Below are 21,295 nucleotides of genomic sequence, written 5' to 3' on the forward strand. Positions count from 1 at the left end.
ACATCGTGAACACCACCACGCTGTACACCGTCCCGCTCGCCGGCACCGACCCGGTCGAGGTGTCCGTCGCCGACTTCGGGTCCGGGCAGCCGTTCCTGCTGCTGCACGGCGGCGCCGGCCCGCAGTCGGTCACCGGCTTCGCCGAGAAGTTCGCCGCCGCCCACGGCGTGCGCGTACTCGTCCCGACCCACCCCGGCTTCGGCGGTACCGAGCGGCCCGAGGCCCTGGACTCCGTCGCCGGCCTGGCCGCACTCTACGGCGCGCTGCTCGACCAGCTGGACCTGGCCGATGTCACCGTCATCGGCAACTCGATCGGCGGCTGGATCACCGCCGAGATCGCACTGCTGAAGTCGCCGCGGGTCAGCGGCATCGTCCTGATCGACGCCGTCGGCATCGAGGTCCCCGGCCACCCCGTCGCCGACTTCTTCTCCCTGACCATGGATCAGGTCTTCCAGCTCAGCTTCCACAACCCAGCGCCGTTCCGCATCGACCCCACCACCCTGCCCCCCGCCGCGCAGGCCGTCGCCGCGGGCAACCGGGCCGCCATCGCCGCCTACGCGGGCACCGCCATGACCGACCCCACCCTCGCCGGGCGCCTCGCATCCCTGGAGATCCCCACCCTGGTGCTGTGGGGCGAGAGCGACGGAATCGTCGACACCCACTACGGGCACGCCTACGCCGCCGCGATCCCCACGGCCCGGTTCCAGCTCCTCCCCGAGACCGGCCACTCCCCGCAGCTGGAGACCCCCGACCAGGTCATCCACGCGATCCGGGACAGCGCCGGTACCGACGCCTCCGTCCTCGCCGGCCGATGACCACCCACCCGAGCCCGAACGACGGCGACCGTCGGCGGGCGGAGTTCGTCCTGGCAGTGTGCTGCCTGAGCCTGCTGATCACCGCCCTGGACACCACCGCCGTCAACGTCGCCCTCCCAGCCGTCGGCCGCGACCTGCGCGCCCCCGTCAGCGGGCTGCAGTGGACCGTCGACGGCTACACCCTCGCGGTAGCCGCCTTCATGCTCCTCGCCGGATCCACCGCCGACCGGATCGGACGGCGCCGGGTCTTCCAGACCGGACTGGCCCTGTTCACCACCGGCTCGCTGGCCTGCTCCCTGGCCCCCTCCCTGGGCTGGCTGATCGCCTTCCGCATCGTCCAGGGCCTGGGCGCCAGCATGCTCAACCCCGTCGCCCTGTCGATCATCACCCACGCCTTCCCCGATCCCCGCGAACGCGCCCGAGCCATCGGACTCTGGGGCACCACCGTCGGCCTGTCCCTGGCCGCAGGACCGGTGGTCGGCGGCCTGCTGGTCGCCTCAGCCGGCTGGCGCTCGATCTTCTGGATCAACATCCCGATCGGCCTGGCCGCCCTGGCACTCGCCGCCGTGATCGTCCCCGAATCCCGAGCCGCAGCGCCACGACGTCCGGACCCGGTCGGCCAGTTGCTGGTCGTCACCGTCCTGGGTTCGCTGATCTTCGCGATCATCGAGGGCTCGCGCCAAGGCTACGGCAGCGCCCCCATCATCGGCCTGTTCCTCCTGGCCGGGGTCGCCGCCACAGCGCTGCCCGGCTACGAACGCCGGCGCGAACAGCCGCTGATCGACCCGGCGTTCTTCCGCTCGGTCCCGTTCACCGGCTCCTTCCTCGTCGCCGTCACCGCATTCGTCGTGCTGTCCGGCTTCCTGTTCCTCAACACCCTGTACCTGCAGCAGGTACGAGGCTGCAGCGCCCTGCACGCGGGCCTGCTGACCGTCCCCATGGCGGCCGGCATCGCGCTCGCCTCCCCGCTGTCCGGGCGCCTGACCGCCACCCGCGGGCCACGGCTGCCGCTGGTGGCCGCAGGCCTGCTGATCACCGCCGCCACGCTCACTCTGACCGGGCTCACCGCAACCACGCCGTGGGCGGTCCTGCTCACCGCCTACGTCCTGCTGGGCATCGGCTTCGGCCTGGTCAACGCCCCGATCACCAGCTCCGCCGTGGCCGGCATGCCCCGCGCCCAGGCCGGGGTGTCCGCCGCGATCACCACCACCGGCCGCCAGGTCGGCAACAACCTCGGCGTGGCCGTCCTGGGCTCGATCGTCGCCGCCCGCACCGCGGGTGCGGGCCACGCGGGGCTCGCCGCCGCCAGCCACCCGGGCTGGTGGATCCTGGCCGCCAGCGGACTGCTGATCGCAGCGACGGGCCTGGCGATCACCACCCGCCGCGCCACCGCCACCGCCACCCGGGTCGCCACCCGCTTCCCGACCGATCCCGTCCCCCCGGCGGTCAGCGCCCCCAGCACGCCCGGTGTACGGGGCGCCGCGGCAGCCTGACGGCCCGTCAAGGATCCCCACCGCGGGCCGCGGAGTCTAGGTCAAATTACTGAAGCCGCTGCAAAAGTGCTGCTCCTACTATCGGTGGCACGCCAGACGGATCGAGCCGGGCCGTTCACGATCGGCGCACTCTCCGTCCGGCCTTCTCTTACCCACCATGCGCGAGGAGCCCCATGAGTACAGAAGTTTCCCGTCGTCAGGTACTGGCCGCCGGAGCGGCGCTGGCCGGGTCGGCGGCACTGGTGGCCGGCTCCGGGGGAACGGCCGCCGCCGCGGCCCCGACCGGTAGCGGCAAGGGAGAGTCCAAGGTGAAGCCCACGATCGTGTTGGTGCACGGCGGCTACGCCGACTCGTCCTGCTGGAACGCCACCATCGCGGAACTGCAGTGCAAGGGCTACACCACGATCTGCGGCTCCAACCCGCTGCGCGGCATTCCGACCGACGCCCCCTACATCGCCAGCCTGCTGAACTCCATCAGCGGACCGGTCGTGCTGGTCGCCCACTCCATGGGCGGCACGGTCACCACCAACGCCGCCGCCGGCAAGGCCAACGTCAAAGCACTGGTCTACATCTCGGCGTTCGTGCCCGACGTCGGCGAGACCCAAGGGGACCTCATCAACAAGTTCCCCGGCAGCGAGGTCCTGCCGGTCAGCGTCCCGGTCCCCTACACCAAGGCCGACGGCACCACCGGCACCGACCTGTACCTCAGCAAGGACGGCCAGGCGGCCTTCGCCGCCGACATCTCCACCACCGCCTTCCAGGTCCTCCAGGCCACCCAACGCCCCTTCGACGCCGCCTCCTTCACCTACCCCACCACCGCCGCCGCCTGGAAGACCATCCCGGTGTGGGGACTGGTCGCCGGCCGCGACAAAGCCATCCCGCCGGCCTGCGAACGCTGGATGTACGCCCGCGCCAACGCGCGCAAGATCGTCGAAGTACCGACCTCGTCCCACGTCGCCATGCTCAGCCACCCCAAGACCGTCGCCGGCCTCATCGTGGACGCCGCCGAGGCGGTCAGCTGACACCAGCGACAGGCGCCCCGGTCCAGCAGCACGGACCGGGGCACTCCCCCGGCCGGGACCGGACTTCCGGATCAGAGGCACGTAGCCGCGTGCGACCAGCGACTGACGGAGCTACTCGGCCAGTCGGGCGTAGCCCGCGCCGGCCCGGAGCAATCGCAGCACCTGTGCCCAGTCGATCCGGTTGGGATCGCCGAACTCGCGTGGCGGCTGCGGCGGCAGCTGCTCCAGGCAGGCTCGGCACAGGCGCATCGGAGCGTCCGGGAAGCGGGGTCGTCGGACGTCCGGTCCGGTGGCACGGCAGCCCTGGCAGGTCCGCTCGCAGGGTCGGGCGTCCCAGGGTGCCTCACTGGTGTCCCCCATGGGCCCAGGTTGTGCTCGCGCCGGCCCCGGGGCAAGGCAGGTTTTCGCCTAAGCCGATGGTGGTTTCCTCGTGGACAGTTCGGCGCCCTGCGGGGAGGTTCCCGACCGCGCCGGCGATGCCCACGGCCGCCGTCACCCCGTATCGCTCGGCGCCAGGCGCCGCGTGATGCGGTCGAACAGCTCCGACAGCGGCTCGCCCACGTCCCCACCGAACTCGGTCAGCCCGTAGGTGACCTGGGGCGGGGTCGTCGGTTCGACCTGGCGCCAGACCAGGCCGTCCTGGACCAGCGCGCGCAGGGTCTGGGCGAGCATCTTCTCGCTGATCCCCTGGATGCTCTCGCGCAGCTCGTAGAACCGAAGACTGTTGCTCCGCAAGGAGATCAACACCCAGACGCCCCATCTGCTGGTGACATGGTCGACCACATCGCGGGCCGGGCAGTCGGTGTGAAACACGTCATACCGCTTGTCCACCTCGGCCCGTGTGGGCTGCACGCCTCCCGACATGTGAGGAGCTTACCTCTGGGTACGTCCTTACTGGAAGTAAGCCCGGCTCCTAGCGTGAGGACCACAGAGGACCTGAGACAAGGAGCTGCTCATGATCGTGGTGACCGGGGCTACCGGGAATGTCGGCCGGCCGTTGACGCTGGCGCTGGCCGAAGGGGGTCAGCAGGTGACGGCGGTGTCACGCCATGCGGCCCAACTGCCCGACGGAGTCCGGCACATGGCGGCCGACCTGACCGTGCCGACCGGCCTGGAGCCCGCGTTGGCCGGGGCGAAGGCGCTGTTCCTGCTGCTGTCCGGCGACCTGCACGCCGCTACGGCCCGCCCGGCCGACATCATCGGCCAGGCCGAGGCCGCCGGGGTCCGCCGGGTCGTCCTGCTCTCCACGCAGGGCGTGGCAACCAGGCCGTTCGGCGCAACCCGGATCGCGGTGCGCGCCGTGGAGGACGCGCTGCGGGAGTCCAGCCTGGAATGGGCCATCCTGCGGCCCGGCGGCTTCGCCTCCAACGCACTGTGGTGGGCCGAGTCCGTCCGCACCCAGCGTCTCGTCGCCGCGCCCTTCGGCGATGTCGGGGTGCCGATCATCGACCCGGTGGACATCGCCGAGGCCGCGGCGGCGTGCCTGCTGGAGGACCGGCACGCAGGCGGCACATACGAGCTGACCGGCCCTCAGGTGATCACACCGCGCCAGCAGGCAGAGGCCATCAGCGCCGCACTGGGCTCGCCGGTGCAGTTCCACGACCTCACCCGCGACGAAGCCAAGGCCGCCATGGCCCGCAGCATGCCGGCCGAACTCGCCGAGGACACCTTGACCATCCTCGGCTCCCCGAACCCCGCCGAGCTGCGCATCAGCCCGGACGTCCAACGGATCCTCGGCCGCGCCCCGCACCCGTTCGCCGCCTGGGCCGCCCGCAACACCGCCGCATTCCGCTGAGACCGGCCAGCCCGCCCCCATGGGTAAGGTGTGCGAGGGCCTGGCGCTCCTGACTGCGCCGCGTCTGCCGAGCCCTTGGTGAACGGAGTCCGCCTTGATCGACCGTACCGCCCACGCCGCGTCCTTCGGTGCCGCAGCCGCCGCCTACGAACGGAGTCGGCCGGAGTATCCGGCGGAGGCTCTTTCCTGGCTGCTGCCCGACGCGCCCGAGCATGTCGTCGACCTGGGCGCGGGCACCGGCAAGCTCACCCGTGCACTGGTCGGGCGCGGCTTCGAGGTCACCGCGGTGGAGCCCTCGGAGGGCATGCGTGAGCAGTTGGTCCACGCGGTGCCCCAGGCCCGCGCGCTGGCCGGCTCGGCGGAGTCGCTGCCGCTGCCGGACGCGAGTGCGGACGCGCTGCTGGTGGCCCAGGCGTGGCACTGGGTCGACACCGACCGGGCCGTCCCCGAGGCCGCCCGGGTGCTGCGCCCGGGCGGGACGGTCGGCCTGGTGTGGAACGACCGCGACGAGCGCCGCCCCTGGGTCGCCGAGCTGGGTCGGCTGCTGGACTCGGCCGGTGGCGTACCCACCACCGGCGTCGGCGTGGACGGCTTCGCCGCCCGTCCCGACCTGTTCGGACCGGTCGAGCGCCGCACCCACGAGTGGACCGTCGCCATGACCCCGGCTCAGGTCGTCGAACTGGTCGAGTCCCGCAGCTACGTGATCGTCCTGCCGGAGCCGGAGCGCACCGCTCTGCTGGCCGAGGTCCGCACCCTGCTGGCGAACCACCCCGACCTGGCCGACCGCGACCAGGTGGAGATGGCCTACCTGACCCACTCCTTCCGCATCCCCCGCCTGGCCTGAGCCCGCGGACGGCGCGCCCTCACTGGTCGACGTACTCGTACAGGGTCACGATCGAGTCGCCGAAGTAGGGCGAGAGGATGCCGTTGTGGTCCTTCGGGCTGGGCCACGTGCTGATCACTCCGTCGACCCAGCCCTTGGGCACGGACCGGCTGTACTCGTCGAACCACGGGCCGCCGCTGGACCCCTTGATGTAGCCCCGGCAGTCCATGCGGATGCGGTCGTCGGGCGGCGGGAGGAAGAGCCGGGTGTCGCCGAAGCACTCGTCCGGACCGTTGAGACCCTCGTAGCCCCATACGGTTCGCGGGTTGAGGTAACCCTGGTTGGCCTCCATGCCGTACTCCCCCACCACGTTGCCGACCTGGTGTCCGTGCGCGTCGGGGTCCAGCTCCACGAACCCGAAGTCGTCCCGGTAGTCCCCGCTCTCCCCCCAGCCGTGGTTGACCCAGGCCCGGCGGCCCTTGAAGGCGCCGTAGGCGAACTTCTGGCCCTTGCGGTAGGCGGGGATGAACACGAAGCCGGTGAAGTACCGCAACGAGCCACGGTCCATCAGGCAGTGGCCCGCGGTGACGATCAGGTTGTGACGGCGGCTGGGCACGGTGGTCGCGGTACAGATCGACTCGTCGCCGTCCGAGTCCTTGTAGTACAGCAGGCCGATCCTGGGGTCGGGCCCCGCCTGCGCTCCGCTGGACACCGCGTCGTGCAGCGCCGGGGCCCGCCCCGCCACTCGGAACGGCTTCCCGGCCGGACGCAGGTGGGGCACCGACGAGGGCCCGCCGACGGGCGCCTGCGCATCGGCGGTGACGGACACCGGTTGGGCAGCACCGCAGTCCGGCACGGGAGCAGCAGCGAGAAGGGCGGCGGCAGCCGCGACGACAGCCGCGGCGAGCGTCCCGCGTCGGAGCCTCGCCCGTCCGGGCAGGTGGAACATCGACATCGCCCAACACAAGCAGTCCGTCGTGTCAGCGCCCCAGTCAAAACCGACATGTCGACCGAGCGCCACCCGCACGGCCCAACCGAACGTGCATCAGGGACCAGTAATCCGCAGGTCGGTAGTCTTCGGCCATGAGTGATCGATTGAGCGCCGGCGCGGCCGGCACCGTCCGGGCCCGGGGAACCGCCGGGTACGCCCGGGCGGCGGACCTGCTGGCGGTCCAGTACGAGGAGGTCACTTTCGGCGAGGTCCACCGCGACGTGCTGAGCCTGGTGCCCACCGGGCCCGCGCGGATCCTCGACGTCGGCGCGGGCACGGGGCGCGATGCGGCCGCGTTGGCGGCCCTGGGCCACAACGTCGTGGCGGTCGAGCCGACGGCGGAACTGCGGGTGCACGGACATCGCATCCATTCCGGCGCCGCGATCGAATGGGTTGACGACGTTCTTCCCGCCCTGACGCTTCGCCAGTGCCCGGGGCGCTTCGACGCGGTCTTCGCCACTGCGGTGTGGATGCATCTGGACGCGGAGGAACGCGGGCAGGCGATGGCCAGGATCGCCGCCTTGCTGGTGCCCGGCGGCCGGTTCTTCGTCAACCTCCGCCACGGCCCGGTCCCCGATGGTCGCCACATGTTCGAGGTGTCCGCTGCCGAGACGGTCGAACTGGGTGCAGCACACGGCCTGCGGACGGTCCTGAGCAGCGAGCGTTCCGATCTCCACGGCCGGGACGGGGTCCGGTGGAGTTCTCTGGTACTCCAGGCGCAGGACTCGCCCGACGCACCTGGCTGAGCGCGAAGTCCGGATCGCCTCCTGCGGGTTGAGGCCGGGGGTCTGTCGGTGCGGCTGAGCCGGGGGGGGAGGATGGCCAGGTGATCGGTGACCGATGGGGCGTCCGCGAGGAGGAGGTCGCGCGGGAGTACCCGTGCGACCGGTTCGTGGATCGGCCGGCACTGCGTGCGTGGCGTGGGGTGACGATCGAGGCGCCGGCTGAGCGGGTGTGGCCGTGGGTCACGCAGATCAGAGTCGCTCCGTACGCCTACGACTGGATCGACAACGGCTTCCGGCGGTCGCCGCAGAGGCTGGTGGAGCTGTCGGAGCCGCAGGTCGGGGAGGCGTTCACGACGGCCGCCGGCCGGAAGCGGGGCCGCATCATGGCGGTCGAGCAGGGAGTGCAGCTGACGGGACGGATCATGGGCGGCTACCTGTCCTACGTGCTGGTCCCGGAGTCGCCGGATCGGACGCGGCTGCTGCTCAAGGTCGTCATGCAGGTCAACCCGCTGGTGGCGGTCGGGCTGTCGCTGGGCGACCTGGTCATGGCCCGCCGCCAGCTGCTGAATCTGAAGCGGCTCGCCGATCTCCCCGAAGCCCCCCGGTAGCGGCCGCCGCCGCAACACGGCGGACAGCACCCTGAGCGCGGGCCCGTCCACGTGACCTCCTACGATTCCTCTCGCACCATGGCGACGCAGCCGTGCCCCAAGGAGGAACGTTCATGCACGTCCGGAGGATCGGCGCGGTCGCCGCGGCAGCAGTGGCAGTGGTGGCAGCCCGCGACCTCGTTCAGAAGAGGCACGCGCTGCTCCGGAACTTCCCGGTGATCGGGCACGCCCGGTACGCGCTGGAGACCATCGGCCCTGAACTGCGGCAGTACATCGTGACCTCCAACGAGGAGGAGCGCCCCTTCAGCCGTGACCAGCGCAGCTGGATCTACGCGTCGGCGAAGGAGGAGAACAACTACTTCGGCTTCGGCACCGAGGTCGACGTCGAGCATGTGCAGGGTCACGCTTACATCAAGCAGCGCACCTTCGCCGCCGGCGCCCTGCCGGACGCGCACGACCCGCAGGCGCCGCTGCCGTCGGCCAAGGTGCTGGGCGGTCCGCGCGGGCGCGCCAAGGCGTTCCGGCCGGCCAGCGCGGTGAACATATCGGCGATGAGCTTCGGATCGCTGTCCGGCGCCGCCATCACCGCCCTGAACAAGGGGGCGGCGCTGGCGGGCACCATGCACAACACCGGCGAGGGCGGCCTGTCGCCGTACCACCGCAACGGCGGCGACATCGTCCTGCAGATCGGCACCGGCTACTTCGGCTGCCGCAACGAGGACGGCAGCTTCAACCTGGACAGGCTCAAGGACGTGGTGGCGAGCGCCCCGGTCAGGGCGATCGAGATCAAGCTCTCCCAGGGCGCCAAGCCGGGGCTGGGCGGGATGCTCCCGGGCGCCAAGGTGACCTCGGAGATCGCGGCGATCCGCGGCATCCCGGCCGGCAAGGACTGCGCCTCCCCCTCGCGGCACAGCGCCTTCGGCGACGTCGACTCGATGCTCGACTTCATCGAACTGCTCGCCGCCGAGACCGGTCTGCCGGTCGGGGTCAAGAGCGCGGTCGGGGAGATGGGCTTCTGGCAGGAGCTGGCCACCCTGATGGAGCGCGGCGACCGCGGCGTCGACTTCGTCACCGTCGACGGCAGCGAGGGCGGCACCGGCGCTGCGCCGCGGATCTTCGCCGACTCGGTGTCGCTGCCGTTCCGGATGGGCTTCTCCCGGGTCTACGGCACCTTCGCCGAGCTTGGGCTGACCGACCAGCTGACCTTCATCGGCTCCGGCAAACTCGGCCTGCCCGAGAACGCCGCGGTCGCCTTCGCCCTGGGCGCCGACATGATCAACGTGGCCCGCGAGGCGATGCTGTCGATCGGCTGCATCCAGTCGCAGAAGTGCCACACCGACAAGTGCCCCACCGGCATCGCCACCCAGAACCCGTGGCTGACCCGCGGCCTGGACCCGGCCTCAAAGTCCACCCGGACCGCCGCCTACCTGCGCACCCTGCGCAAGGAGCTGCTGAAGGTCTCCGGCGCGGTCGGCGTCGCCCACCCCGGCTTCATCACCGCCGACGACATCGAGATCCTCAACGGCGACTACGAGGCCCGCACCCTGGCCGGCGTCTACGGTTACAAGGACGGCTGGGGCGAGCTCGGCCCGCAGCTGGCCGACGAGCTCACCGCGCTGCTCGCCGCCGCCGATCCGCGCCGGTGACCCGCCCTCGGCCCGTCCGCCCCCAGCCCACCGACACCGTTCTGCCGGAGTGATCACAACGTGCCCGAAGAAGTGAGATTCAAGAGCGTCGTCGGACCCGAACTGGCCGGTTCGATCGACCTTCCCGAGGGCGAGGTCCGGGGCTGGGGCCTCTTCGTGCACGGATTCACCCTCGGCCGGAACTCCCCGGCCGCCTCGCGGGTCAGCAAGCAGCTGGCCCGCGAGGGGATCGGCATGCTGCGCTACGACAACCTCGGGATCGGCGACTCCGCCGGCGACTGGGGCGACGGGTCCTTCACCGTCAAGGTCCAGGACACCGTCCGCGCGGCGGCCCTGATGGCGGAGCGGGGCACGCCGGCGGAGCTGCTGGTGGGGCACTCCTGGGGCGGCGCAGCCGCCATCGCCGCGGCCGCGGAGGCGCCCGGTGTGCGCGCGGTCGCCACCATCGGGGCGCCCGCCGACCCCAGCCATGTCGAGCGACAGTACGACGCGGTCGTGGACCGCGTGCTCAGCGAGGGGTCGCACGAGTGGTTCGTCGGCGGCAGGACCCTGGTCCTCAAGCGCGCCTTCGTCGACGACGTCCGCCAGGCCCACCTCCGCGACCGGATCCGCGAGCTGGACCTGCCGCTGATCGTGCTGCACTCGCCGACCGACGACACCGTCGACATCGCCAACGCCGGGGAGATCTTCCGCGAGGCACGCCACCCGCGCAGCTTCGTCTCGCTCGAAGGGGCCGACCACCTCCTGACCGCGCGCGGGCAGGCTCAGCGCGCCGCCCACATCATCAGCGCCTGGGCCGACCAGTACATCAACACGTCGACCCGGCCCGGCGCGTAGGCTGAGCGCGGACGGCTCCAGCGGGAGGGGTGAACGCATGTCGGATGCGCACATGTTCAGCGTCTACGGACGGATGACCGCACTGCCCGGACGGCGCGACGAGCTGATCGCCCTGCTCCACGAGGGGTTCCGGGCCGGCGGCGACGACAGCGGCCTGCTGACCTACAGCATCAACACGGCGCCCGAGGACCCGGACACCATCTGGATGACACAGTTGTGGACCGACCGGGCAGCACACGACGCGACCACCCGTTCCGGCGCCGTCGCAACCGTGACACAGCGTCTGCTCCCGCTGCTGGCCGGGAAGCCGGAAGGCTCCTACGGCGACGCCGTCTACGTCCACGACCGAACCTGATCGGCGCCTGCCGACATCAGGAACGGCGGCGGCGCTCAAGCAGGCTGCCTACGACCAGCACGACGGCGACCACGGCCATGCCGACAGCGATCCCGGTGTGGCGGACGTACCTCACATCCGGACAGGGCCGATCGGGCACGCCCAGCCGGGTAGGGCGCATCGCCAGGCAGTGCATGCCGGGCACCGGCTCAGCCACATGAACCAGCGCGACCACCGCCGCACCCACGAGGAGAACGACCCCCAGGCAGAAGAACAACACACGGAACGCCACCATGCCGCTTGGACGCCCGCCCCAGACAATCCGTTCCCGACCCACCTGGTGCCCTTCGCAGCGGGGACCCGTTGCGTCCCCTGGCCGGTTGTGCGGGCCACTTCAGGTCGATTGGATCTGTCTTCTCCTCCGCTCTCGCCGCCAGACTCTGGGCGTGATGTCGGAAGGGGAGAGTCCGTGCTGAAGAACCTGGATGGAAGCACTGCACTGCCTGCGCAGGGATCGCAGGCGCTGAGGCCGGGAATCGGGGTCCGGCCGCCGCGAATTACCGTCATGGACGTGGGGATGGGGATGCTGGCCACGGCGTCCGAGCTTCGACGTCTTCGTCCCGACGCGGACCTTGTGCTTGCCACCGATCCGGATGGGATGCCCTGGGGAGTACGCACTCCCGAGGACCTGACGGCGCGTGCGCTTCTGGTGGCGAGTTCAGCCGCGGCCGAGCAGCCCGATCTGCTGATCGTCGCCTGCAACACGGCCACTCTTCATGCCCTGCCGGCGATACAGGAGTCCTTGGGGCCCGAGATGCCGGTACTCGGTACGCTTCCGGCAGTCCAGCCCGCGGCGGCAGCAGGCGGCGCTTTCGCGGTGTGGGGCACGCCGACCGGTGTCCGCAGTCCGCAACTGGACGAGTTGCTCCGGCGTTCCGCCCCTGACGTGCCGGTGGCAAGGGTCGCCTGCCATGGGCTGTCAGATGCCATCGAACGTGCGGACCCCGAGGCGGTGGCGGCCGCTATCGCCGCGGCTGCCGACCGCACCCCGGCCGACGTGCGGTCGGTCGTGCTTGCCTGCACCCACTACGAGCTCGTCACCCCTCAGATCCAGACAGCACTGCAACGGGGAAGCCGGACTGCTCCCACCCTCTACGGTTCCGCCGAGACCCTGGCCGTCCAAGCCCTGACACGCCTTGGATTGCAGCCCCGGCTCGCTGCTCCCGTGACAGGCTGCCTCACCGTATTGCGCAGTGGGCGGGTGGAGTCGCTGCCCGAGGCGGCACGGGCGTACCCGCACGCCGAACGCCTGCAAGCACCCCGGGCAGCGACACGACCGGTGGGGAGGCAATAGCAGCCCAGCGCTCCGATCAAAGGCACGCACCCATGGAGGCGTACGTCGACACGCGCTCCCATCCCCATCGGAGTTGCTGCGAAGCTGGCAGAACACACAGCCATCCCCGCAAGTGCCCGATCTTCCCGCTATCGCTGGGTGGTCTTGGTGATAGCGACCTTCGCTCAGGGTTGCACGTGCTTCTTCGTCCAGGGCATCGGCTCGATCACGGTCTTCCTGCAGCGGAGCCTGGACCTGAGTACCGCGCAGATGGGCTTCTTGGTCAAGGCAGCTCAGGTCGTGCCGTTGGCGGGGCTCTTGATGGCTGGTGAGATTCGTCCCCTGCTGGACCCTCCTGGTCAGCGTCGCGACAGCTGCCCTGGCAGCGATCGTCTGGCGCCTCACGCCGTGGCCACCCCGTCCTCGCCGATCGGGGCCGGCAGCAGCCGCAGCCGCTCGCGAAGATCAAGAACCGGGGCTGCGTCCACCGTGCTGAGCTGCCGCTCCAGCCGTGCCAGCCGGGACCGCGCCGTCGCCCTCAGCCGGGCTGCTGGAATTCGGTCCAGCACGTCCAGGGCCCGAAGTGCCGCCGCGTCGGGCCCCTCATGTACCTCGGCCAGGGCCAGGACCAGGCTGGCGGCTGCCCATCCGGGCGTGTTCTCCGCTTTCGCCGCGATGGACTCCAGAGCGATCCGCGCCGCTCGGTCGTACCGGCGCAGCGTCAGGTTCGCCTCTGCAGCGTGCAAGCGGTGCTCGGCCAGGTCGTACCCGAAACGGCCCGGCATCTCGACCGCGGTCTCCAGAATCCGGTCGGCCTCGGCCAGGACCGCGTCGACCTGATCCGCGTCCCCCATTCCGGCCAGCGCCGGGAGCTGGGCCCAGCCCAGGAGTTGGGCACGGCGCAGGCCCCCTGGCGCATGTGCGAGGCCGTGGGAGGCATGGTCCAAGGCGTGCTGCCAGTCCCGACGGCTGTTGGCGACCATGGCCAGTGCCCCGGATACCCAACCGGTCAGCGACGGTTCGCCAGTGCGCTCCCCGATGTCGAGGGCCAGGGTCAGGTGGGTACGGGCTCCGGTCTCATCCGCGAGGTGATGACACAGGTTCCCCAGCAGTGCGGACAGCCAGCCGATCTGGGTCCGCAGCGCCGTACCGACTTGCTCGTCGGTGCACACGGCCACGGCCACGGCAAGCAGTCGGCGCGACCGGTGGACTTCGTCCAGGAGCAACGCGGGTGGGTGCTTGGAGTAGTTCAGGGCGTAGTGCTCGACGGCGGCTTTGGCCAATGCAGCTACGGCGGGTGTGCCACCGGGGGCGTCGAGGAGCGCGAGTTGCAGGGATTCGCGGATCGCGGGCATACCGCTGGCTGTTGTCATTCCGGCTCCCGTACCTGTCGCCTGGTCACCACCCTGCTGACCGTAGTGGAGAACCGGGGTGGTGCAGGAGGTGCTGCACGCGAAACAGCGTGTCGTCCAGCCGAGGTGATCAAGCCGGGCACCATAGGCGCGGGCGATCATCATCTTGTATTCGGGACCGGGGTCTTCCTGATCGTGCTCATAGCGGCACAGCATCGCCTCCGAGAGCCCCGGGGGCCGCAGGCCGTCCGCACGGTATGCCTCAGCAACCTGGCGGACCGTCTGGGCACGTGACCAGCCCAGAGCCAACCTCCAACCCTCCAGCGCGGTGACCTCCGGAAGAGCGGCACGTAGAGCAGTGACGGTGCGTTCCGCCGAGTAGCCGGCCTGCTGACAGCGGGCCCTGATCAGTTGGGCCTCGCGCTGGATCTGTGCCCGGCGCTCCCTTGTGACAGTGACCATCGCGCACCCCCGAGACCTGCGGCCTGCTTCGACGGTAGCCATCACACCTGGTGATCGGCAGAGGTCGCGCATTGCGGCGCACCCGCAATGTCGCCCTGCAGCAATGGCAATGACCGGGCCGGTCCCCCTACGTCACCTTGGGGTCAGGGCCCGACCAGTGGGCCGACAACACAAAGCAGAAGGGCATCGAGATGGCCACAGCAGTGCAGTTGCGTGATCCTCGCTCGTTCGTCTCCCCTGAGGTCTGGGACCGCGAGATCGCGCTCCTGGTCCGCGACCACCCCTTCGACACCGTCATGGCCACCCGCCTCTTCGGCCAGGCCATCGCCTACCTCATCACCGCCATCGAGAAGCACGGCCAGAACCTGGGGCTGGGCTGCGGAGAACTCGTCGACACCGGCGTGCACGCCTTCCTCCTGGACACCCGCAACTACCGCGAGTTCTCAGCCAAGTACTTCGATGGCAAGTTCCTCGAGCACATTCCCGAGATCGACCGCAAAGCCGACGGAACCGTGCTGCGCACGGCTCGGATCATCGAGGCCAACGGCTTCGCAGTCGACTGGCCGTTGTGGGAACACGACTACGCAAAGTGCTCACCCTGCCGACCGGGTGAGAACTGCCACTGACGCGCACCAACCCACAGGCCCGGCCCCCGCGACCAAGGGAGCCGGGCCGCTTCGTGTCCAGCGGCAACTCATGCGGGTGAACTCCCCCCAACCCCCGGCCTGGGCGTGGATGCAAGGCTACGGTGTCGAACACCCCGCCTCTGCGTCCCCCGGAGGATCGCATGCCCCGCGTGTCACAAACCCTCGAACAGTACTGGGACACCTACAAACCCAGCCGCGGCGACGATGTCCCCGCGCCCTCGGCGAATGTGTTCGAGTGGACCCAGCACAGCCACGGCCCCGGCGCAGAATGGCTCGGCAACCCGGCCACCGCCCTGGAACTCGGTGCGGCCGAATGCAAGGAAGCCGTCCATCTCGCCCGACGCGGCGTCCAAGTCACAGCCCTGGACTTCTCCACCGTCCAGATCAACCGCGCCCGCACCTGGTGGGAGGGAACTCCGGGCCTGCACATCGTCCACGCCGAGGCCTGCCACTACCTCGACACCACCCAGCAACGCTTCGACGCCATCTACTCCGTCTGGGGCGCCGCCTGGTTCACCGATCCCGACCTCCTGTTCCCGCTGGTGCGCTCCCGGCTGAACTCCGGCGGGGTGTTCGCGTTCGCCCACGCCGAACCCCTGGAAGGCCTCTACGGGCCCGAGGGCATGTACGGAAACGGATTCAACGGTCCCAAACTCACCGTCCTCCGCTGGTCCCACAGCCCCGAACAATGGACCGACCTGCTCAAACGCCACGACTTCGCCGACATCGACGCCGGCATCCTCCCCGCACCCGACCCGGACCACGTCGGCACCCTCATGGTCCGCGCCTACGCGCCCCACTCCTAGATGACTGCTGCCGGGTTGCCGGCGGCAGTGCTGTGGTGGTCCTGGGCGGCGAGGATCTGTTCGGCGTGGTCGATCGCCCACTGGCCGAGGGCGGCGAGCGGGCCGTCGGCGAGGGTGGCGCCCAACTCGGAGAGCTCGTACGCCACCGAGCGGTCACCGGGCTGGGTGATCCGTACGATCAGGCCGTTGGTGTGCAGGCGGCGCAGCGTCTGGGTGAGGACCTTGTCGCTGACCCCCGCGACGGCACCCAGCAGGTCGATCCGCCGGCGCCTGCCGGCCCGTAGCGCCATCAGCACCACCGGGTCCCAGGTGTGGGCTATCAGCTCGGCGGCCAGGCGCACCGCGCAGTCGGCGGCGAAGGGCTCGCAGTGGTCGTCGTTCATGCCTCTCCTTCTACCGGATTCGGGCCTACCGATCGGTAGGCCAAAGGTCCCTACCTTAACGAGGTATCAGGCCTTCGAGGAATGGAGAGCAGCATGCGCATCGGAATTCTCGGCACCGGCGTCATGGCCTCGGCACTGGCGGAGGGGTGGACGCGACGTGGACACCACGTCCTCGTCGGCGGCCGTTCGCAGGAAAGGGCCCGGGCGATCGCCGCGCGGCTCGGCGACGCGGTCGAGGCGGTCGACCCCGCGCAGGTGGGCAAGCAGAGCGATGTCGTGGTCATCGCCGTGGCGTGGGAGGGGATCGACCAGGTGCTCGACCTCGCCGGAGCCGGCCAGGGGTCGCTGGCCGGTCTGGCCGTGATCGACTGCACCAATGCCGTGGACTACGCCGACGGCCTGCTCAAGCTGCCCAGCGGGTCGGCGGTGGAGCACATCGCCGAGCGGGCCGTGGGCAGCAAGGTGGTCAAGGCGCTGCACCTCTTCGCGGGGGCGAGCTGGTTGGCGCCGACGCCGACGGGACAGCCGAAGCGGACCGTGGCGATGTGCGGCGACGACGAGGCGGCGCTCGCCATCGCCGCGGAGCTGGTCCGCGACCTCGGCGGCGTGCCCGCCGTGATCGGCGGACTGGAGCACGCTCGGCAGCTCGAAGACGTGGCGGGGTTCGTCATGCGGCTGGTCGCTGCGGGCCACAACCCCGTCACTGCCCTGCCTTCCGTCGACCGGTCGCAGGACTAGATCGAGCGACCCACGATTCGCGGCCTGTCGTTGTGCCTGCGCGATCAGGTGAACCCGTACGGATAGGGTCGCTTGCGATCGAGCGATCTAGGACTCAACTCTCCCCCGCCTGCCGCGTACAGCCACCCGCGGAGCACTACGGGATACGGGAAACGGACGGCTGCTGGATGTTCCGACGGGTCACGGTGCGGTCCGCAACTGGATGCCGACCGGGGCAGGGGGCGGCGCGATGAACACACCACCTGCCTCGGAGGTCCCGCCTGCCTCGGGGATGCGGGAGCGCCTCGTCCGGTATCACGCCAAACCGGATCTGACGGCTGAACGGGCCGGGGCCCGGATCTCGGCGTACGTCTACGGCAACATCATCATCTTCGCCGCGATCCTTGGGCTGCCCACGCACGACGTCGAGAACGGCGACGCCTTCGCCGTCGTGGTCGGCGCGGCGTTGACGACCTTCCTCGCGCACGCCTTCGCCGAGGTGGTGGGCCACAGCACCCGCGACAACACCCCCGAGGCCAAGGCCGAGCTCGGCCGGGAACTGCGTGACGCGGCGCCGATCGCCACCTCGGCGGTTCTGCCGGCGCTACTGCTGGCGCTGGCCTGGGCGGGCTGGTTCTCCGGCGGAGCCATGGCCCTGGCCTCCGAGATCTACCTGCTGGTCCGCATCGCGCTGATTCCCCTGATGGTGGAACGCCTCCGAACCGACCGAACCTCCTTCCCGGCTCTGCTGGCCGGAATCCTGCTGGCACTCGCCGCCGCCGCTGTCAGCGCCGTCAAGATGATCGCCGGGCACTGATTCCCCCTCCGGTGGATCGCGGATGACGGAGGCCCGGCCAGAACGCCTGCACCTGACGGGGCTTCAACTCAGAGCTTCGGCTGCGGGCCCACTACGGCCGGCGACCCAGGTCGCGCTGATGCCAGGTGCCCGGCTTGCCGCCGAGGTCGGCCGGGTCGGCAGGTCCGACCGGGACGAAGCCGGCCTTGGCCAGCACCCGCTGGGACGCGGCATTGGTGTGGGCGGTGGCTGCCCGCAGCGTGCGCAGCCCGTGCCGCGCCGCCGCCAGCCCGCACAGCTCCCGGACGGTCTCGGTCGCCACGCCCCGGCCGGCGACCTGCTGTGCGACCCGGTAGCCGAGGTCGGCGCTGCCGTCCTTCAGGTCGTACAGGTTGAACCGGCCCAGGACCGAGCCGTCCTCGGCGACCAGCACGTAGAAGGCGCAGAGGCCAGCCTCCTGCTCGGCCAGCAGGGCACGGTAGCGGTCGGCGAACTGCTCGAAGTACGCGTCGCCCCGGTCGGAGATCGAGGCAGCGAAGTAGGCGCGGTTCGCCAGCTCGAAGGCCAGGACCGCGGGGGCATGGCCGACATCCAACTGCTGCAGCTCGGGCACGCGCGCAACCCTACCCACCGGGCGCCCCGGCGCCACCTGGTTTTCCGTCAGCTGCTGCTGTTCACCTGCCGAGTGTCGCGAGGATCTCCCGCGGATCGAAGGTGACCCGGATCCTGGTGATCCTCCCGTCCTCCACATGGCTCCAGTTCGCCGTGGGGGTGGGCGGTGCACCGGCGGTGTGCAGGTCGAACCAGGTGATCACATCGGTGTCGTTCGCCACCCGGGCGTGCACCTCGATCCGTTCCAGGAGTTGGCCCAGACCGCGCAGGCCGGCCAGGCACTCCTCCACCCCGGACGCGCGGCCTAGTGCGCCGACGAAGTCGACGTCGTCGGCCAGCAGGCCGCGCAGGGTGTCGAAGTCGCCCTTCTGCCAGGCGGTGAAGTACTGCTCGGAGATCTGTTCCGGAGTCGTCATACGTCCAGGGTCCTCGACCTCCGTCCATCCGTCCAACAGATGGATCAGATACTGAGTATCATCTCTGGTTATGGAGATGCATCAGCTGCGCTACCTCGCGGCGGTCGTGGACGAGGGCACCTTCACGGCCGCGGCAGCGCGCCTGCACGTCAGCCAGTCGGGCATCAGTACGCAGGTGGGCAAGCTCGAACGGGAGCTGGGGCAGCAGCTGCTGGAGCGTTCGGGGCGCCGGGTCCGGCTGACCGCCGCAGGCGAGGCGGTGCTGCCGCTGGCCCGGGAGGCTCTGGAGACGCTCGACGGCATCGAGCACACGGCGGCCGAGTTCGCCCAGGCTGCCCGGGGGCGGGTCCGCCTGGGCATGATCAGGGGCTGTTCGATCCCCGGCTTCCTGGACGCCGTGGCAGGAATGGGCAGCACCAACCCCGGCATCGTCCTGAGTCTGCACGAGGACGACTCGCAGGCCCTGCAGGCCCAGGTGCTGGCCCGCTCGCTCGATCTGGCCCTGATCGCGTTCGCCGGGCAGGCGGCCGCCGGGCTGGACGTCAGCGTGGTCGTCGACGAACCGATCGCCCTGGCCGTACCCGTGGGCCACCGGCTGGACCGCATCTCGGTACGGTTGGCCGACGTGCAGGCGGAGACGGTCCTCTGCCTGTCGCAGGGCACCGGCATCCGGGAGGCCTACGAGCGCTCCTGCCACCGGGCCGGCGTCGAACCGCGGGTGGACATCGACGCCAGTTCACCGCAGACACTGCTGGGACTCGCCCGCCGGGGTGCCGGAGTCGCCGTCCTCAGCCCCTCCTCGGGGGCCGCCGAGGGCCTTCGCAGCGTACCCGTCACCGATGCCGCGACGCACGCCTGCCTCGGCCTGGCGATCCGACCGGACCAACGCTCACCGGCGGCCCGACTGATGCTGGCCAGGCTGCACACCGCCCTCGCGCACGTCTGAGCAACCTCTGGGCGGCCGACCCCGACGCGCATCCGCCGGTCGATCCGGGGACGTCAGGGCCGCGAGCGCAGCGGGTGGTCCGCGGGGACTTCGACCACGACGATGCGTACACCGTCCGGGTCCTCGATCCACATCTCCAGGAGCCCCCAGGGCTCGCGCACCGGAGCACGGACGATCGGCACCCCGTGCCCCACGAGCTCCCGGTGCGCCTGGGCCACGTCCGCGACCTGGAGCCACAGCTGCAGGCCCGGCCCCGGCGGCTGCTCGGCGCGGCCGGAGACCTCCAGGAAGCCGCCGCCCAGGAAGTACACCGTGCCGCGCTCGGGCCCGGTGCCGAACTCGCGGTAGACCTCCAGCCCCAACCGCTGACCGTAGAATGTCCGCGAACGCTCGGGGTCGGTGGGACGCAGGAGGATCCGGCTGCTCAGCACGTGCACCATGGCAACGAACCCTAGCCGCCGCGCCGGCCGTGGCAGGAGCGACAGGCCACCGCAGCGCAGTCGAGGACGAGCAGGGAGAACGACCGCATGGACACCGCCGACCGCACCGCCGGCACCGGAGAGCTCAGCTACCGGGACGCCACCGAGGACGACATCGGGCCGCTGGTGGCGCTGATCGAGTCGGCCTACCGCGGGGACTCCAGCCGCGCCGGCTGGACCACCGAGGCCGACATCCTGCACGGCTCGCGCACCGACCACGACGGCGTGCGCGCGGTCATCACCACGCCCGGCAGCAGACTGGTCACCGTCGAGCGCGACGGCGACCTGGTCGCCTGCTGCCAGCTCGAACACCGCGGTGAAGCGGCCTACTTCGGGATGTTCGCCGTCTCCCCCGCGCTCCAGGGCTCGGGCCTGGGCAAGCAGATCATCGCGGAGGCCGAGCACCTGGCCCGGACCGGGTGGGGCGTGCGCGAGATGCACATGACCGTGATCTCGGTGCGCGAGGAGCTGATCGCCTTCTACGAGCGGCGCGGCTACCGCCGTACCGGCGAGCTGACGCCCTTCCCCTACGGCGACGAGCGCGTCGGCCTGCCCCAACGCGACGACCTGGCGTTCGAACTGCTGGTCAAGGAACTGGCCTGAGCCGCGACGGACAGCCACACCCCGCAGCCATGAGTACCGAAGGCCTCGACGATGTGCTCGCCGAAGGGCTGGACATCGTCTTCATCGGCATCAACCCGCCACCGGTGTCCGTGAACGCCGGGCACAGCTTCGCCACCCCGGGGAACAGGTTCTGGCCCGCACTGCACGCCGCCGGATTCACGCCGACGGTTCTGCGTCCGCAGCAGGAGCGCGACCTGCTGCGGCTCGGACTGGGCATCACCAGCATCGTGCGCCGCGCCACCCGCCGGGCCGATGAGCTCAGCACGCTCGAACTGCGCTCCGGCGGACAGGACCTGACGCAGCGCCTGCTGGCGGTCCGGCCGCGCTGGGCCGCGTTCCTGGGCGTGAGCGGCTACCGTCCCGCCTTCGGGGCCCCGCACGCCCGCGTCGGCCCACAGCCCACCACGATCGGCACGACCCAGGTCTGGGTGCTCCCCAACCCCAGCGGTCGCAACGCCCACTATCCGCCCGCAGCCCTCGCCGCAGAGTTCGCCCGGCTCCGCCACGCAGCCGCCCTCCCCGACCGGCGGACACTCAGTCGGTCCTACGTTGTTGGCATGGGTTGAACGGGCTGTCGTAAGGTCCAGAGGCCCAGAGACGCCGGGTATGGCTTTCAGTCGGTTGCACTCGATG

The 21,295-nt window shown here is 70.7% G+C and carries 27 protein-coding genes; 18 read left to right on the forward strand and 9 right to left on the reverse strand.

The annotated features are described in order from the left end of the window. Nucleotides 1-5: 5 nt before the first annotated feature. The 3 genes from IF29_RS0136525 to IF29_RS0136535 all read left to right on the forward strand — a co-directional run bounded on the left by IF29_RS0136525 (nucleotide 6) and on the right by IF29_RS0136535 (nucleotide 3,330). On the forward strand, nucleotides 6-815 hold the full coding sequence (locus tag IF29_RS0136525) for an alpha/beta fold hydrolase (protein ID WP_232242762.1): 810 nt from the start codon (nucleotides 6-8) through the stop codon (nucleotides 813-815). Continuing rightward, nucleotides 812-2,308 (forward strand): MFS transporter, encoded by a 1,497-nt coding sequence (locus tag IF29_RS0136530; protein ID WP_030264928.1) that lies wholly within the window; start codon nucleotides 812-814, stop codon nucleotides 2,306-2,308. Before IF29_RS0136525 ends, IF29_RS0136530 begins: the two co-directional genes overlap by 4 nt. A gap of 173 nt (nucleotides 2,309-2,481) precedes the next feature. After that, the gene (locus tag IF29_RS0136535; RefSeq protein ID WP_030264931.1) at nucleotides 2,482-3,330 is read left to right on the forward strand and encodes an alpha/beta fold hydrolase; all 849 of its coding nucleotides are present in this window, start codon (nucleotides 2,482-2,484) and stop codon (nucleotides 3,328-3,330) included. A 111-nt stretch (nucleotides 3,331-3,441) separates the two neighbouring features. Here the strand turns inward: IF29_RS0136535 and IF29_RS46525 are convergent, their stop codons facing one another. Continuing rightward, nucleotides 3,442-3,690, reverse strand: a complete 249-nt coding sequence (locus IF29_RS46525) for a hypothetical protein (protein ID WP_157624108.1) — start codon at nucleotides 3,688-3,690, stop codon at nucleotides 3,442-3,444. A gap of 132 nt (nucleotides 3,691-3,822) precedes the next feature. Further along, a complete protein-coding gene (locus tag IF29_RS0136545; protein WP_030264934.1) occupies nucleotides 3,823-4,194 on the reverse strand; it encodes a winged helix-turn-helix transcriptional regulator in 372 nt (123 codons plus the stop codon). A gap of 91 nt (nucleotides 4,195-4,285) precedes the next feature. Here IF29_RS0136545 and IF29_RS0136550 point away from each other — a divergent pair, with 91 nt between their 5' ends. Together IF29_RS0136550 and IF29_RS0136555 are read left to right on the forward strand one after the other, a co-directional pair. Then, complete coding sequence (locus IF29_RS0136550; protein ID WP_030264938.1) at nucleotides 4,286-5,125, forward strand: SDR family oxidoreductase; 840 nt, start codon at nucleotides 4,286-4,288, stop codon at nucleotides 5,123-5,125. A 94-nt stretch (nucleotides 5,126-5,219) separates the two neighbouring features. After that, entirely contained in the window at nucleotides 5,220-5,969 is a 750-nt protein-coding gene (locus IF29_RS0136555) for a class I SAM-dependent methyltransferase (RefSeq protein ID WP_198037657.1), read from the forward strand. 19 nt (nucleotides 5,970-5,988) lie between these two features. On the opposite strand, the gene IF29_RS0136560 is transcribed toward IF29_RS0136555, so the two are convergent. After that, nucleotides 5,989-6,903: a trypsin-like serine peptidase gene (locus IF29_RS0136560; protein ID WP_157624109.1), complete on the reverse strand. Its 915-nt coding sequence runs from the start codon at nucleotides 6,901-6,903 to the stop codon at nucleotides 5,989-5,991. A 128-nt stretch (nucleotides 6,904-7,031) separates the two neighbouring features. Here IF29_RS0136560 and IF29_RS0136565 point away from each other — a divergent pair, with 128 nt between their 5' ends. From IF29_RS0136565 to IF29_RS0136585, 5 genes are all read left to right on the forward strand, one after another. Continuing rightward, nucleotides 7,032-7,685: a class I SAM-dependent methyltransferase gene (locus IF29_RS0136565; protein WP_051726503.1), complete on the forward strand. Its 654-nt coding sequence runs from the start codon at nucleotides 7,032-7,034 to the stop codon at nucleotides 7,683-7,685. 80 nt (nucleotides 7,686-7,765) lie between these two features. Further along, the gene (locus tag IF29_RS0136570) at nucleotides 7,766-8,272 is read left to right on the forward strand and encodes a polyketide cyclase (protein ID WP_030264955.1); all 507 of its coding nucleotides are present in this window, start codon (nucleotides 7,766-7,768) and stop codon (nucleotides 8,270-8,272) included. A 113-nt stretch (nucleotides 8,273-8,385) separates the two neighbouring features. After that, nucleotides 8,386-9,918, forward strand: coding sequence for an FMN-binding glutamate synthase family protein (locus tag IF29_RS0136575; protein ID WP_030264957.1), 1,533 nt, complete (start codon nucleotides 8,386-8,388; stop codon nucleotides 9,916-9,918). Nucleotides 9,919-9,990: 72 nt separating this feature from the next. Continuing rightward, a complete protein-coding gene (locus tag IF29_RS0136580) occupies nucleotides 9,991-10,755 on the forward strand; it encodes an alpha/beta hydrolase family protein (RefSeq protein WP_232242763.1) in 765 nt (254 codons plus the stop codon). A 37-nt stretch (nucleotides 10,756-10,792) separates the two neighbouring features. Next, on the forward strand, nucleotides 10,793-11,110 hold the full coding sequence (locus tag IF29_RS0136585) for a putative quinol monooxygenase (RefSeq protein WP_084715437.1): 318 nt from the start codon (nucleotides 10,793-10,795) through the stop codon (nucleotides 11,108-11,110). Between the two features lie 16 nt (nucleotides 11,111-11,126). On the opposite strand, the gene IF29_RS0136590 is transcribed toward IF29_RS0136585, so the two are convergent. After that, entirely contained in the window at nucleotides 11,127-11,384 is a 258-nt protein-coding gene (locus IF29_RS0136590; protein WP_030264966.1) for a hypothetical protein, read from the reverse strand. A gap of 270 nt (nucleotides 11,385-11,654) precedes the next feature. Between IF29_RS0136590 and IF29_RS0136595 the strand changes: the two genes are divergently transcribed. Next, on the forward strand, nucleotides 11,655-12,443 hold the full coding sequence (locus tag IF29_RS0136595) for a glutamate racemase (RefSeq protein WP_030264968.1): 789 nt from the start codon (nucleotides 11,655-11,657) through the stop codon (nucleotides 12,441-12,443). Nucleotides 12,444-12,823: 380 nt separating this feature from the next. Here the strand turns inward: IF29_RS0136595 and IF29_RS0136600 are convergent, their stop codons facing one another. Next, nucleotides 12,824-14,236: an NsdA family TPR-like regulatory protein gene (locus tag IF29_RS0136600; RefSeq protein ID WP_232242768.1), complete on the reverse strand. Its 1,413-nt coding sequence runs from the start codon at nucleotides 14,234-14,236 to the stop codon at nucleotides 12,824-12,826. 191 nt (nucleotides 14,237-14,427) lie between these two features. Between IF29_RS0136600 and IF29_RS0136605 the strand changes: the two genes are divergently transcribed. Further along, nucleotides 14,428-14,862 (forward strand): glycine-rich domain-containing protein, encoded by a 435-nt coding sequence (locus IF29_RS0136605; RefSeq protein WP_030264975.1) that lies wholly within the window; start codon nucleotides 14,428-14,430, stop codon nucleotides 14,860-14,862. Nucleotides 14,863-15,023: 161 nt separating this feature from the next. Next, a complete protein-coding gene (locus IF29_RS0136610) occupies nucleotides 15,024-15,689 on the forward strand; it encodes a class I SAM-dependent methyltransferase (RefSeq protein ID WP_030264978.1) in 666 nt (221 codons plus the stop codon). On the opposite strand, the gene IF29_RS0136615 is transcribed toward IF29_RS0136610, so the two are convergent. Further along, entirely contained in the window at nucleotides 15,686-16,072 is a 387-nt protein-coding gene (locus tag IF29_RS0136615; protein ID WP_030264983.1) for a winged helix-turn-helix transcriptional regulator, read from the reverse strand. The two genes, IF29_RS0136610 and IF29_RS0136615, sit on opposite strands and share 4 nt — an antisense overlap. A 93-nt stretch (nucleotides 16,073-16,165) precedes the next feature. On the opposite strand from IF29_RS0136615, the gene IF29_RS0136620 reads away from it, so the two are divergent. Continuing rightward, entirely contained in the window at nucleotides 16,166-16,810 is a 645-nt protein-coding gene (locus IF29_RS0136620; RefSeq protein WP_037598022.1) for an NADPH-dependent F420 reductase, read from the forward strand. A 229-nt stretch (nucleotides 16,811-17,039) separates the two neighbouring features. Continuing rightward, a complete protein-coding gene (locus IF29_RS0136625; protein WP_157624110.1) occupies nucleotides 17,040-17,606 on the forward strand; it encodes a hypothetical protein in 567 nt (188 codons plus the stop codon). Between the two features lie 91 nt (nucleotides 17,607-17,697). Here IF29_RS0136625 and IF29_RS0136630 read toward each other — a convergent pair whose 3' ends face one another. After that, nucleotides 17,698-18,198: a GNAT family N-acetyltransferase gene (locus IF29_RS0136630; protein WP_030264990.1), complete on the reverse strand. Its 501-nt coding sequence runs from the start codon at nucleotides 18,196-18,198 to the stop codon at nucleotides 17,698-17,700. Nucleotides 18,199-18,259: 61 nt separating this feature from the next. Next, the gene (locus tag IF29_RS0136635; RefSeq protein WP_030264994.1) at nucleotides 18,260-18,613 is read right to left on the reverse strand and encodes a nuclear transport factor 2 family protein; all 354 of its coding nucleotides are present in this window, start codon (nucleotides 18,611-18,613) and stop codon (nucleotides 18,260-18,262) included. Between the two features lie 70 nt (nucleotides 18,614-18,683). Between IF29_RS0136635 and IF29_RS0136640 the strand changes: the two genes are divergently transcribed. Next, nucleotides 18,684-19,559 carry a LysR family transcriptional regulator gene (locus IF29_RS0136640; protein ID WP_030264998.1) on the forward strand — a complete coding sequence of 292 codons (876 nt, stop codon included), beginning with the start codon at nucleotides 18,684-18,686 and terminating at the stop codon, nucleotides 19,557-19,559. A 53-nt stretch (nucleotides 19,560-19,612) separates the two neighbouring features. On the opposite strand, the gene IF29_RS0136645 is transcribed toward IF29_RS0136640, so the two are convergent. After that, nucleotides 19,613-19,999, reverse strand: a complete 387-nt coding sequence (locus tag IF29_RS0136645) for a VOC family protein (protein WP_030265001.1) — start codon at nucleotides 19,997-19,999, stop codon at nucleotides 19,613-19,615. Between the two features lie 87 nt (nucleotides 20,000-20,086). On the opposite strand from IF29_RS0136645, the gene IF29_RS0136650 reads away from it, so the two are divergent. Next, nucleotides 20,087-20,641, forward strand: a complete 555-nt coding sequence (locus tag IF29_RS0136650; RefSeq protein WP_030265005.1) for a GNAT family N-acetyltransferase — start codon at nucleotides 20,087-20,089, stop codon at nucleotides 20,639-20,641. A gap of 29 nt (nucleotides 20,642-20,670) precedes the next feature. Then, nucleotides 20,671-21,228, forward strand: coding sequence for a G/U mismatch-specific DNA glycosylase (mug, locus tag IF29_RS0136655; protein WP_051726505.1), 558 nt, complete (start codon nucleotides 20,671-20,673; stop codon nucleotides 21,226-21,228). Nucleotides 21,229-21,295: the final 67 nt, after the last annotated feature.

Source organism: Streptacidiphilus jeojiense (genome assembly GCF_000719095.1).
GTDB lineage: Bacteria > Actinomycetota > Actinomycetes > Streptomycetales > Streptomycetaceae > Streptacidiphilus > Streptacidiphilus jeojiensis.

Excerpts from the sequence above, each read along its gene's own strand:
- IF29_RS0136530 (WP_030264928.1), top strand. The coding sequence starts at position 812 with ATGACCACCCACCCGAGCCCGAACGACGGCGACCGTCGGCGGGCGGAG.
- IF29_RS0136535 (WP_030264931.1), top strand. The coding sequence starts at position 2,482 with ATGAGTACAGAAGTTTCCCGTCGTCAGGTACTGGCCGCCGGAGCGGCG.
- IF29_RS46525 (WP_157624108.1), bottom strand. The coding sequence starts at position 3,690 with ATGGGGGACACCAGTGAGGCACCCTGGGACGCCCGACCCTGCGAGCGG.
- IF29_RS0136545 (WP_030264934.1), bottom strand. The coding sequence starts at position 4,194 with ATGTCGGGAGGCGTGCAGCCCACACGGGCCGAGGTGGACAAGCGGTAT.
- IF29_RS0136550 (WP_030264938.1), top strand. The coding sequence starts at position 4,286 with ATGATCGTGGTGACCGGGGCTACCGGGAATGTCGGCCGGCCGTTGACG.
- IF29_RS0136560 (WP_157624109.1), bottom strand. The coding sequence starts at position 6,903 with ATGTCGATGTTCCACCTGCCCGGACGGGCGAGGCTCCGACGCGGGACG.
- IF29_RS0136565 (WP_051726503.1), top strand. The coding sequence starts at position 7,032 with ATGAGTGATCGATTGAGCGCCGGCGCGGCCGGCACCGTCCGGGCCCGG.
- IF29_RS0136575 (WP_030264957.1), top strand. The coding sequence starts at position 8,386 with ATGCACGTCCGGAGGATCGGCGCGGTCGCCGCGGCAGCAGTGGCAGTG.
- IF29_RS0136585 (WP_084715437.1), top strand. The coding sequence starts at position 10,793 with ATGTCGGATGCGCACATGTTCAGCGTCTACGGACGGATGACCGCACTG.
- IF29_RS0136590 (WP_030264966.1), bottom strand. The coding sequence starts at position 11,384 with ATGGTGGCGTTCCGTGTGTTGTTCTTCTGCCTGGGGGTCGTTCTCCTC.
- IF29_RS0136595 (WP_030264968.1), top strand. The coding sequence starts at position 11,655 with ATGGACGTGGGGATGGGGATGCTGGCCACGGCGTCCGAGCTTCGACGT.
- IF29_RS0136600 (WP_232242768.1), bottom strand. The coding sequence starts at position 14,236 with ATGGTCACTGTCACAAGGGAGCGCCGGGCACAGATCCAGCGCGAGGCC.
- IF29_RS0136605 (WP_030264975.1), top strand. The coding sequence starts at position 14,428 with ATGGCCACAGCAGTGCAGTTGCGTGATCCTCGCTCGTTCGTCTCCCCT.
- IF29_RS0136610 (WP_030264978.1), top strand. The coding sequence starts at position 15,024 with ATGCCCCGCGTGTCACAAACCCTCGAACAGTACTGGGACACCTACAAA.
- IF29_RS0136615 (WP_030264983.1), bottom strand. The coding sequence starts at position 16,072 with ATGAACGACGACCACTGCGAGCCCTTCGCCGCCGACTGCGCGGTGCGC.
- IF29_RS0136620 (WP_037598022.1), top strand. The coding sequence starts at position 16,166 with ATGCGCATCGGAATTCTCGGCACCGGCGTCATGGCCTCGGCACTGGCG.
- IF29_RS0136625 (WP_157624110.1), top strand. The coding sequence starts at position 17,040 with ATGAACACACCACCTGCCTCGGAGGTCCCGCCTGCCTCGGGGATGCGG.
- IF29_RS0136635 (WP_030264994.1), bottom strand. The coding sequence starts at position 18,613 with ATGACGACTCCGGAACAGATCTCCGAGCAGTACTTCACCGCCTGGCAG.
- IF29_RS0136640 (WP_030264998.1), top strand. The coding sequence starts at position 18,684 with ATGGAGATGCATCAGCTGCGCTACCTCGCGGCGGTCGTGGACGAGGGC.
- IF29_RS0136645 (WP_030265001.1), bottom strand. The coding sequence starts at position 19,999 with ATGGTGCACGTGCTGAGCAGCCGGATCCTCCTGCGTCCCACCGACCCC.
- IF29_RS0136650 (WP_030265005.1), top strand. The coding sequence starts at position 20,087 with ATGGACACCGCCGACCGCACCGCCGGCACCGGAGAGCTCAGCTACCGG.
- mug (WP_051726505.1), top strand. The coding sequence starts at position 20,671 with ATGAGTACCGAAGGCCTCGACGATGTGCTCGCCGAAGGGCTGGACATC.